This window comes from Lapidilactobacillus bayanensis (genome assembly GCF_003946695.1).
Lineage (GTDB): Bacteria > Bacillota > Bacilli > Lactobacillales > Lactobacillaceae > Lapidilactobacillus > Lapidilactobacillus bayanensis.
This window is the reverse complement of the sequence record NZ_RHOX01000022.1, coordinates 24,614-34,850: the sequence shown is the minus strand read 5'-3', so window position 1 is coordinate 34,850 and position 10,237 is coordinate 24,614. Positions and strand designations below refer to the sequence as shown.

The following is a 10,237-nucleotide window of genomic DNA, read 5'->3' as shown; positions in this document are numbered from 1 at the left end:
CACAGCACGCCCCGTTTCGATCAAAGCCGAAACGGGGCGTGTTTACTTTCAATGACGGTCGATTATTAACTGCTTACCTTAATAGATTAACAATAGCATCATAAATTTCAAATCATTTTACAAAAAAACACCTTCCATTTCTGGAAAGTGTCTGTAAACATTGATATAAGAGTACATTAACGTTTTGAGAATTGTGAAGCTTTACGAGCTTTCTTCAAGCCTGGCTTCTTACGTTCTTTCATACGAGGGTCACGAGTTAACATGCCTGCGCGTTTAAGAACATCGCGGAAGTCTGGATCTACAGTTAACAATGCACGTGAAATACCGTGACGAATTGCACCTGTTTGACCTGAGAAGCCGCCACCATGAACGTTAACATTAACGTCATAGCTACCTTCAGTTTCAGTTAAAACTAATGGTTGCTTCAAATCTAAAATTAAGTTAGCAAATGGCAGAAATTCTTCTGCGCTCTTTTTGTTGATCGTGATTTTACCTGTTCCAGGAACAAGGAAAACACGCGCAACTGAATCTTTACGACGTCCTGTGCCGTTATAAACAACTTGTTGTGCCACTTTTATTTCCTCCCTAGATTAAGTTTGTGATGTCCAATACTTCTGGTTTTTGTGCTTGTTGTTCATGTTCTGCACCAGCATAAACATGTAACTTCATAAATTGGCTATGACCCAAAGAGTTCTTTGGTAACATACCCTTAATAGAAAGTTCAAGCAAACGAACGGGGTTATTTTCACGCATTTCACCAGCAGTACGGCTCTTCAAACCACCGGGATGATTACTATGATGGTAGTAAATCTTGTCAGTTGCTTTCTTACCAGTTAATTTAATTTGCGAAGCATTGATAATAATGATGTTATCACCTGTGTCGATGTTTGGTGTGAATGTTGGCTTGTTCTTACCACGTAAGATTGAAGCCGCAACAGCAGATACACGACCTAATGCGATATCTGTTGCGTCGATAACATACCATTTACGTTCGACATCAGCTGGTTTTGTTAAAGGTGTTGTACGCACGATAAATTCCTCCATAAATAATTTTGTTTGACACTCAATAAGTTTCCGGGGCCTATCGTGGGGCAAACAAATACCAAGAACTAGTGTACCTAATATTTAGGTCAAAGTCAATCATCTGAACGGTTCAAGATGATTTTTTTCAATATTTTTACAACGCTTTTCAACAATTATTTTAAAAAACTTATCAGAAATAGCACGGTGCTTAAATCATGCTAATCGCTTTAACAGCCGCTTCTTCACCTGGATAGTAAACTTTCTTCAAGTAAAGGCCACTCGCTGGAGCAGTACCACGCGCTTGTTGACGATCTTTCACCGCAAACAACCGTTGAAAATCATGCACATCGCGGCGACCATTGCCAATTTCCAGTAACGTTGCGACTAGAATGCGCACCATATTGTATAAAAAACCATTTCCCACAAATTCAAAAATCACTTCGTCGTTTTGTTCGTCAACTTCGACTGTTGCGCGATAAATAGTGCGCACCTTATTCTTAATGACTCCGCCACTAGCTGCAAAACTTGTGAAGTCGTGTTCGCCGAGAATATCTTGCAACGCAATTTCCATACGCGCAAGATCAAGTGCATATGGATAGTGCCCCGTATACAATCGCTTGAATGGATTAGTAAAACGGCCGCGACTAACTCGATACTGATAACACTTGGCGATCGTATTGAACTGCGCGTGAAAATCGGCCGTGGTAATTTCACTAGCAACAACCTCAATGTCCAACGGCATTAAACTATTTAAGGCCAACATCATATTTCGTGCCGGAATTTCGGAAGGATAATCGAAGTGAACCACCTGTCCTAACGCATGAACGCCCGAATCAGTCCGCCCCGAACCAAAAACCCGAATAAATCCACCTTTATTCATCTTAGTTAGTGCCTTCTCCAAAGTTCCTTGGACGGTTCGCTGCTTCGGTTGACTTTGAAAGCCAGCAAATTTAGTACCGTCATAAGCAACCGTCACTTTATAACGTGGCATTATCTTCTCACCTTCCAAAAAATCACTGACGTCATCATACACAAATCAGTGATTTTAGCCAATAGTATTCAAGTTATTGCCAGTATTGATCACAAAATTATGATCAGTAATCTGACAAACGTTAACGCTCCAACGTGATTAACCTGTAATTTTTTCCACAGCGTTTAAATAATCGCTACGACAGTGATCACAACAAACGCAACAAGTGTGAGTGAATCTGCACGCTGCCACTTTAAAATTCGATAACGCGTCCGCCCTTCACCATCACGATAACCACGCGAAATCATGGCGGTTGTTAAATCGGTCGCAATATCTAAACTGCTCATCATTAATGGAATCAATAATGGAATCAAAGCTTTGACACGTTTGATTAAACTACCATTATTGAAATCAACACCACGAGCGCGTTGGGCATTCATAATTTTAGTCGTTTCGTCCATCAACTTGGGCACAAAACGCAATGCAATCGAGAGCATTAAAGCGACATCATTAACCGGGAAATGGACCACTTTTAACGGCCGAATTAAGTACTCCATCCCATCGGCAATTGCCAACGGTTGCGTCGTCAAGGTTAACAGCGTCGACATGAAAATAATCAATAAGAAGCGCAATGCGATATACGTTGCATTAATCAATCCTTCTTGACTGAGCGAAAGCACGCCCCACTGCCAATAAACATGTTGGCCACTCGTGAAGAATAACTGCAGCCCCACCGTAAATAAAATCAGCCACAGCATCGGTCTCAGACCACGCAGGAAGAATTTTAACGAGACTCCTGAGAGAAGGACCCCGGCGATCACCACACCACCTAGAAGCGCATAATCATACCAATGCTTGATTAAGAAGATCAAGACAATAAACATAATATTAACAACTAGTTTCAAGCGCGGATCCAACCGATGTACAAAAGAGTTGCCAGGATAGTACCGGCCAAAAATCATCTTATCCATTTTCAACCCCCTGTTCTAACTGAGGCTTTAGTGCTGTAATTAATTCATCCTCGGTTAAAGGAAGTCGTTCGAATTCAAAGCCCTTTTGCACCAACTGTTGCACCAATTGACCAGTGCCGGGCAATTCCAAATTATGCTGATTAAGCCATTGCAAGTCCGCAAAAACATCACGTGGCGTGCCAAACTTAATCACCGCACCGTGTTCCATCACGACGACATCATCGGCATAATTAACCACATCATCCATTTGATGCGTCACCAGAATCGTCGTTAAGTGCCGCTCACGATGAATTTTTAAGAATAAATCCATGATTTGTTGGCGCCCTAACGGATCTAAACCAGCAGTTGGTTCGTCCAACACTAAAACTTCCGGCTCCATCGCTAAAACACCAGCGATTGCCACACGCCTCATTTGACCACCAGATAAATCAAAGGGCATTTTGTTGATCAAAGATTCGTCAATACCGACTAGATGTAGGGCCTCTTTGGCAATCCGATTCGCTTCATCTTCACTTTTACCAAAATTCTTAGGTGCAAAAGCGACATCTTTTAAAACCGTCTCTTCAAACAATTGGCTTTCAGGAAATTGGAAAACCAGGCCAACCTTACCGCGCAAATCGTAAAGTTCTTTATTCTTGGTCGTTGATGTCACGACTTGTGAACCAACAATCACTTCGCCACTCGTTGGCCGTAATAAAGCATTCAGATGTTGTAACAATGTTGATTTACCACTACCTGTTTGCCCAATAATAGCTGTGTAAGTACCACTCTTAAATTTCAAATTAATATTTTTTAAACCCACCGTCGCTAACGGTGAATTAATTTGATACGTGTAATTTACATTTTTGAATGTAATGTCCATAATTCATCCACCAATTGTCTATCATTTAAATAACGATCAGGTAGTGCATAATCAGCAGTGCGTAATTGCTGGCTAATACGCGCGCTTAGCGGCACAGTTAGGCCATGCCTGTGTAATTGCTCTGGATCGGCGAACAACTCGCTAGGTGTGCCCGTATTGACTAACACGCCATCGTCAATCACAACCAACTGATCAGTTAAGGCTGCTTCATCGACGTCATGAGTGATGGAGATGATCGTAAAATTACCATCTTGTCGTAATTGCGTCATTAAATTAATAATCTCACGTCGACCTTGGGGATCTAACATACTAGTCGCTTCATCTAAGATAATCACTTGCGGGCGTTGGGCCAACACACCGGCTAACGCAACACGCTGCTTTTGACCACCTGATAATCGAGCCGGCTCTTGATGACGATAATCCCACATATGCACCTGACGCAAGGCGGCCTCAACTCTGGTGATCATCTCATCTCGAGGCACACCGTTGTTTTCCATACCAAACGCCACATCGTCGGCAACCGTCGCACCAACGAACTGATTATCCGGATTTTGAAAAACAATTCCCAGTTTGCTGCGCACATCAAAGACAGTCTCTTCGTTAAGCAGCTTGCCGTTGAAATAAATCTCACCAGACTGCGGCTCAATTAGACCGTTGAAAGTTTTTGCTAATGTGCTTTTACCGCTCCCATTATGACCAACAATCGCTACCCACTGACCAGCTTGAATCGTCAAGTTAATCTTATTGAGCGCAGGTTTGTCAGCGTAAGGATAACTATAGGTCACGTTTTTAACACGAATGATCGGTTGTTCAGTCATTTCCTAACTTCCTTAAGTAAACATGCAATAGATAAACATGCTAATATTCTACCATAAAAAATTAGGCAGTGTGAATGGTCGAATTGTCATCGCGCTATAAAAAGAGCCTAGGAAATTAATCCTAAGCTCTTTCTCATTTTGTGTGACATGGTCGTAGAACTCAACTCGGCTCTCGTCCTGCTTCTTTTACTATGTACAATAATCATTCACAGCTGGGAAACACATGGATTCAAGTGAATCAACCTGCTCCTAAGCTAGACTTGGTGGGTTCCCATCATCGTAACGCTCACGCTCACAACTGTGAAATGAAAATTGGCCGAAATTAATCGTGCTGTTTAAATTATACTAACTCAATGATAACCATTGGTGCGCCATCACCACGACGTTGACGTGTCTTCAAGATACGTGTGTAACCGCCATTACGGTCAGCATAACGTGGCGCAACATCACTGAACAATTTTTGCAAAGCAGATTGAACAATTACATCGTCACCATCTTCGTGAATATCAGCAATTTCGTTACGAACGAAAGCTGCAGCTTGACGACGAGCATGCAAATCACCGCGTTTGCCCAAAGTAATCATCTTTTCAGTAGTGCGACGAATTTCTTTGGCACGAGTTTCAGTAGTTTCAATGCGTTCGTTAATCAGCAAATCGGTTGTTAAATCGCGTAACATAGCTTTACGAGGAGCAGATGCACGACCTAATTTACGATAACTCATGAATTTAACCTCCTTTTAAACAAAATTAATCATCTGAGCGTAATGACAATCCGAGATCATGTAACTTGGCTTTAACTTCTTCAAGTGATTTACGGCCAAGATTACGAACCTTCATCATATCGGCTTCAGTTTTATTAGTCAATTCTTGAACAGTGTTGATTCCAGCACGCTTCAAGCAATTGTAAGAACGAACTGACAAGTCGAGTTCTTCGATTGTCATTTCAAGTTTCTTTTCTTTTTGCGTTTCTTCTTTTTCGACCATAATCTCAGTATTCTTAGCCTCGTCAGAGAGGTCAATGAAGATATTAAGATGATCGGAAAGAATCTTTGCAGCGAGACTGATGGCCTCACGTGGCGAAATCGAACCATTAGTCCAAACGTCTAATGTGAGCTTATCAAAGTCATTACGCTTACCAACACGGGTACTTTCGACCTGATAATTAACTCGGTTGATTGGGGTAAAAATTGAATCGACTGCAATGACACCAATTGGCATATCGCCATTCTTGTTTTGATCAGCGGGCACGTAACCGCGACCGTTGCTGACTGTCATTTGCATGTGAACATGACCACCCTCAGCGATTGAGCAGATATATTGTTCTGGATTGAGAACTTCAATATCGTCATCAGCCTTAATGTCTGCGGCTGTAACAGTCGCTGGGCCATCCACATCAATTTCAATAACCTTTTGTTCTTCCGAGTGATTTTTGATGGCAATCTTTTTGATATTCAAAATGATTTGGGTGACATCTTCCATAACCCCATCAATGGTCGAGAACTCATGAAGTACACCATCAATTTGAATACTTGAGACAGCAGAGCCAGGTAAAGATGACAATAAAATCCGTCTCAATGAGTTGCCAAGCGTGGTACCATAACCACGTTCTAGCGGTTCAATCACAAACTTACCATAGTTGGTGCTTTCATCAACTTTTGTAATGTTTGGCTTTTCAAATTCGATCATTCAATCTTTACCCCTTTCAAAACGTGTCGTGTGTTGACTTCAAAACGTATCTACAACGCTGAATTTGAACAACGGCCACTAAACACGGCGACGCTTTGGAGGACGAGATCCGTTATGTGGCACAGGTGTGACGTCACGAATAGCACTGATTTCAAGACCAGTAGCTTGTAATGCACGAATAGCAGCTTCACGACCTGAACCAGGTCCTTTGACTGCGACTTCAACGGACTTCATACCATGTTCCATTGCTTCTTTAGCAGCAGCTTCTGCCGCCATTTGGGAAGCAAATGGTGTAGACTTACGACTACCTTTAAAACCTAAAGAACCAGCAGAAGACCATGCAACTGCATTGCCTTGAGGATCAGTAATCATTACTAAAGTGTTGTTAAACGTTGAATGAATGTGTGCAACGCCGGACTCGATATTTTTCTTGACACGACGCTTACGTGTTCCTTTACGAACTGCCATGAATTCACTTACCTCCTATCTTAAATTATTATTTCTTCTTACCTGCGATAGAGACTTTTGGTCCCTTACGTGTACGAGCATTGTTCTTCGTATTTTGTCCACGAACTGGTAGACCTTTACGATGACGAATACCACGATAAGAGCCAATGTCTTGAAGACGTTTGATGTTACGTGAAACCTCACGACGCAAGTCACCTTCGACACGAACCTTGTCAACTTCGACACGAAGCTTATCTTCTTGATCTGGTGTTAAATCTTTGACACGAATGTCCTCAGAAATACCAGCATCTTTGACAATTTTTTCTGCGGTTGTGTTACCAATACCGAAAATATAGGTTAACGCAATCACAATCCGTTTTTCACGGGGCAAGTCAACACCTGCGATACGAGCCATTAATTACACCTCCTATTAACCTTGACGTTGTTTATGCTTTGGATTTGCAGAGCAAATGATCATAACGCGACCTTTGCGCTTAATAACTTTACAATGTTCGCACATTGGTTTTACGGATGGTCTAACTTTCATTCTTTCTAAGCCTCCTGATAATATACGAAATCAATTGACACGACTTACTAACGATAACGGTAAGTAATACGGCCCTTGGTGAGATCGTACGGTGATAATTCGACTGTAACTTTATCGCCAGGAAGTATACGAATGTAATGCATCCTGATCTTACCAGAAACGTGAGCTAACACTGATGCTCCATTCTCTAACTCAACCTTAAAAGTTGCGTTAGGAAGCGTGTCAGTAACAGTTCCTTCGACTTCAATTACGTCATCTTTTGCCAAAAAATAATTCCTCCTAATTGGTTAAACAAGTGGATACAGAAAAAAACAAGCTGTGACAATTAAGTAAACTAACAGCCAATAGCCTTCACCTAAACACATCGATCACGTGAAATAAGTACAAAGTCTAAAGCAATGCCACAACAACTTGGCGTAAACAAGAACTAAGTCTATCACAAAGTAAATTTTATTACCAAGAAATTATCTTTACTTTAAACCACCGAACCAAGAGTTAGTTCAATTTTGACAAAATAGACTTAATTTCATCAAAAACCAGATCAATATCTTGTTCACCATTGACGGTATAAAGTAAATCTTTACCGCGATAAAAATCAAGTAACGGTGTATTCATCTTGATATTGACTGCAAGGCGATTCTTAACAGTCTCAGGTTTATCATCTTCGCGTTGATAAAAATCATGACCACCACAACGATCACAAGTACCAGCGACTTTAGGCATATTGTATAACTTATGGTAGGTTGCCCCACAAGTTCTGCAAATGAACCGACCAGATAAACGGTCAACTAGCACATCAGGATCGACATCAATGTTAATAACAGCATCGACTGGTTTATTTAATTCCTGGGCGATTCCTTCAAGCGCATTGGCTTGATCAATCGTCCGTGGAAAACCATCGAGCATATAACCGACATTAGTGTCAGGCTTTTGCAAACGTTCTTTAACGATTGCATTCGTGACCTCATCAGGAACAAGATTACCATTATCAATATACTTTTTAGCTTCTAAACCGATTTTTGTTTGCTCAGCCATAGCTTCGCGAAACATATCACCAGTAGAAATATGTGCTAAGTGATATTCATCAACGATCTTTTCTGCTTGAGTACCTTTACCGGCACCAGGCAGACCCATCAAAATCAAATTCACCTTACGGATACCTCCATTTAACGAATAAATCCGACGTATTGACGTTTCATCATTAATCCGTCTAATTGTCGTGACGTTTCCAGTGCAACACCGACAACGATTAATAGACTAGTACCACCTAAACCGATTGATTGAGGTAGTCCCCAAATGTTTGCTGCTAATTGTGGCAACAACGCAACGGCACCTAAGAAGATCGAACCGACCGTTGATAAACGCATTAACAACCCAGAGAAATACTTTTCAGTCTCTTTCCCGGGCCAAACACTTGGGATATAAGCACCCTGCTTTTGTAAATTCTCAGCCAACTTCTCAGGATTGACCTGAACGAAAGCATAGAAGAACGTGAACAAGATGATTAAAACAGTATAAACAATCGAACCAGTTGTTGTTTGCATACTGAAAATATTACTCAACGTTTGATACCAACCATCTTGGCTGTGATTCTCTTGGAAAAACATCAAGATAGTTGATGGCGTAATGATAAACGAGCTCGCAAAGATTACGGGAATAACGCCAGAAACATTCACTTTCAATGGTAAGTAACTCTCGCTACCACCACTTGCTGCGCGACGTGTATATTGAATTGGCACTTTACGATTGGCCTGTTGGACATACGTAACCCAAAAAACAATAAACAGAATTGCAACAAGTAACACGACCATCCAGACGATATTCATTGGCAAGTCACTCTTCGTAGCATTAATGATATTGTCATTGAACAATTCATAAATGCCTTGTGGCAAACGAGCAATAATACCAGCAAAGATAATCATTGAAACGCCATTACCGATACCTTTGTCAGTGATTTGATCACCAAGCCAAGTTAACAACATCGTCCCACCGGTTAAGATAATTCCAAGCACAATATAAGTTTGAACACTTAAGTTCTCAACTAATGCTGAACCACTTAAATAATTTAATCCGGCAGTAATCCCAATCGATTGAACAAATGCTAAAACGATGGTTAACCAACGCGTTGCTTGATTCAACTTACGACGACCAACTTCACCTTGTTTACTCCATTCAACAAACTTAGGAACAATATCCATCTGTAATAATTGAATGACGATCTGGGCAGTGATAAATGGCGAAACACCCATTGAAAATAATGAATAGTTGGATAAGCTACCACCACTGACAGTATCCAACAATGAAACTAAGGAACTAGATTTTGTCAATGCTGCTGCATCTACGCCTGGCACTGTGATTTGAGCACCTAAGCGATAGATAAACAAAATCAACAAAGTGAAGAGAATCTTTTTGCGAATCTCTTTGACCTTTAATGCATTACGCAGTGTCGTGAGCATTAGATCACCTCGACAGAACCACCAGCAGCTTCAACAGCTTCTTTTGCGGCTGCAGAATACTTAGCAACTTTGACATTGACCTTAGTTGTCAATTCACCATTGGCTAATAATTTGACACCATCAAGCTGTTTTTTGATGATACCGGCATTAATTAATGCGTCTGTCGTAACGTCAGCACCATCATCAAAACGGTTTAAATCGTTAAGATTGACGATTGCATATTCTTTACGGTTGATGTTCTTAAAGCCGCGTTTAGGCATACGACGGAACAAAGGCATTTGGCCACCTTCGAAACCAAGACGAGTCTTGCCACCTTGACGAGCTAATTGACCTTTAGTACCTTTACCGGCAGTTTTACCTTGACCAGATGAAGTACCTCGGCCAACACGCTTGCGGTTGCGACGTGAACCTTCACTAGCTTTCAATTCATGCAATTCCATGAAGTCTAGCACCTCCTT

At 41.2% G+C, this 10,237-nt stretch carries 15 protein-coding genes; all 15 read right to left on the bottom strand.

Annotated elements, in window-relative coordinates; all coding sequences use genetic code 11:
* Positions 1-176: 176 nt before the first annotated feature.
* Entirely contained in the window at positions 177-572 is a 396-nt protein-coding gene (gene rpsI / locus EKM65_RS08770) for a 30S ribosomal protein S9 (protein WP_125607589.1), read from the bottom strand.
* Positions 573-585: 13 nt separating this feature from the next.
* A complete protein-coding gene (gene rplM / locus EKM65_RS08765; protein WP_125607587.1) occupies positions 586-1,029 on the bottom strand; it encodes a 50S ribosomal protein L13 in 444 nt (147 codons plus the stop codon).
* 202 nt (positions 1,030-1,231) lie between these two features.
* Positions 1,232-2,014, bottom strand: a complete 783-nt coding sequence (gene truA, locus EKM65_RS08760; protein ID WP_125607585.1) for a tRNA pseudouridine(38-40) synthase TruA — start codon at positions 2,012-2,014, stop codon at positions 1,232-1,234.
* 164 nt (positions 2,015-2,178) lie between these two features.
* On the bottom strand, positions 2,179-2,964 hold the full coding sequence (locus tag EKM65_RS08755) for an energy-coupling factor transporter transmembrane component T family protein (protein WP_125607584.1): 786 nt from the start codon (positions 2,962-2,964) through the stop codon (positions 2,179-2,181).
* The gene (locus EKM65_RS08750; protein ID WP_125607582.1) at positions 2,957-3,826 is read right to left on the bottom strand and encodes an energy-coupling factor ABC transporter ATP-binding protein; all 870 of its coding nucleotides are present in this window, start codon (positions 3,824-3,826) and stop codon (positions 2,957-2,959) included. The genes EKM65_RS08755 and EKM65_RS08750 overlap by 8 nt, the downstream gene beginning before the upstream one ends.
* A complete protein-coding gene (locus tag EKM65_RS08745) occupies positions 3,802-4,644 on the bottom strand; it encodes an energy-coupling factor ABC transporter ATP-binding protein (RefSeq protein WP_125607580.1) in 843 nt (280 codons plus the stop codon). Before EKM65_RS08745 ends, EKM65_RS08750 begins: the two co-directional genes overlap by 25 nt.
* Before the next feature lie 340 nt (positions 4,645-4,984).
* Positions 4,985-5,365, bottom strand: coding sequence for a 50S ribosomal protein L17 (gene rplQ, locus EKM65_RS08740; RefSeq protein ID WP_125607578.1), 381 nt, complete (start codon positions 5,363-5,365; stop codon positions 4,985-4,987).
* Positions 5,366-5,390: 25 nt separating this feature from the next.
* Positions 5,391-6,329 carry a DNA-directed RNA polymerase subunit alpha gene (locus tag EKM65_RS08735; RefSeq protein WP_057756766.1) on the bottom strand — a complete coding sequence of 313 codons (939 nt, stop codon included), beginning with the start codon at positions 6,327-6,329 and terminating at the stop codon, positions 5,391-5,393.
* Between the two features lie 78 nt (positions 6,330-6,407).
* Positions 6,408-6,797: a 30S ribosomal protein S11 gene (gene rpsK / locus EKM65_RS08730; RefSeq protein WP_057756763.1), complete on the bottom strand. Its 390-nt coding sequence runs from the start codon at positions 6,795-6,797 to the stop codon at positions 6,408-6,410.
* A 28-nt stretch (positions 6,798-6,825) separates the two neighbouring features.
* The gene (gene rpsM / locus EKM65_RS08725) at positions 6,826-7,191 is read right to left on the bottom strand and encodes a 30S ribosomal protein S13 (protein ID WP_125607576.1); all 366 of its coding nucleotides are present in this window, start codon (positions 7,189-7,191) and stop codon (positions 6,826-6,828) included.
* Between the two features lie 15 nt (positions 7,192-7,206).
* Complete coding sequence (gene rpmJ / locus EKM65_RS08720; protein ID WP_057756760.1) at positions 7,207-7,323, bottom strand: 50S ribosomal protein L36; 117 nt, start codon at positions 7,321-7,323, stop codon at positions 7,207-7,209.
* A 47-nt stretch (positions 7,324-7,370) separates the two neighbouring features.
* Positions 7,371-7,589 carry a translation initiation factor IF-1 gene (gene infA / locus EKM65_RS08715; protein ID WP_057756758.1) on the bottom strand — a complete coding sequence of 73 codons (219 nt, stop codon included), beginning with the start codon at positions 7,587-7,589 and terminating at the stop codon, positions 7,371-7,373.
* A gap of 229 nt (positions 7,590-7,818) precedes the next feature.
* Positions 7,819-8,472, bottom strand: a complete 654-nt coding sequence (locus EKM65_RS08710; protein WP_125607574.1) for an adenylate kinase — start codon at positions 8,470-8,472, stop codon at positions 7,819-7,821.
* A gap of 17 nt (positions 8,473-8,489) precedes the next feature.
* A complete protein-coding gene (gene secY, locus EKM65_RS08705; RefSeq protein WP_125607572.1) occupies positions 8,490-9,779 on the bottom strand; it encodes a preprotein translocase subunit SecY in 1,290 nt (429 codons plus the stop codon).
* Entirely contained in the window at positions 9,779-10,219 is a 441-nt protein-coding gene (gene rplO, locus EKM65_RS08700) for a 50S ribosomal protein L15 (RefSeq protein WP_125607570.1), read from the bottom strand. Before rplO ends, secY begins: the two co-directional genes overlap by 1 nt.
* Positions 10,220-10,237: the final 18 nt, after the last annotated feature.

Coding starts and splice junctions, on each gene's coding strand:
- truA (WP_125607585.1), bottom strand. CDS start 2,014: ATGCCACGTTATAAAGTGACGGTTGCTTATGACGGTACTAAATTTGCT.
- EKM65_RS08755 (WP_125607584.1), bottom strand. CDS start 2,964: ATGGATAAGATGATTTTTGGCCGGTACTATCCTGGCAACTCTTTTGTA.
- EKM65_RS08750 (WP_125607582.1), bottom strand. CDS start 3,826: ATGGACATTACATTCAAAAATGTAAATTACACGTATCAAATTAATTCA.
- EKM65_RS08745 (WP_125607580.1), bottom strand. CDS start 4,644: ATGACTGAACAACCGATCATTCGTGTTAAAAACGTGACCTATAGTTAT.
- rplQ (WP_125607578.1), bottom strand. CDS start 5,365: ATGAGTTATCGTAAATTAGGTCGTGCATCTGCTCCTCGTAAAGCTATG.
- EKM65_RS08735 (WP_057756766.1), bottom strand. CDS start 6,329: ATGATCGAATTTGAAAAGCCAAACATTACAAAAGTTGATGAAAGCACC.
- rpsK (WP_057756763.1), bottom strand. CDS start 6,797: ATGGCAGTTCGTAAAGGAACACGTAAGCGTCGTGTCAAGAAAAATATC.
- rpsM (WP_125607576.1), bottom strand. CDS start 7,191: ATGGCTCGTATCGCAGGTGTTGACTTGCCCCGTGAAAAACGGATTGTG.
- rpmJ (WP_057756760.1), bottom strand. CDS start 7,323: ATGAAAGTTAGACCATCCGTAAAACCAATGTGCGAACATTGTAAAGTT.
- secY (WP_125607572.1), bottom strand. CDS start 9,779: ATGCTCACGACACTGCGTAATGCATTAAAGGTCAAAGAGATTCGCAAA.
- rplO (WP_125607570.1), bottom strand. CDS start 10,219: ATGGAATTGCATGAATTGAAAGCTAGTGAAGGTTCACGTCGCAACCGC.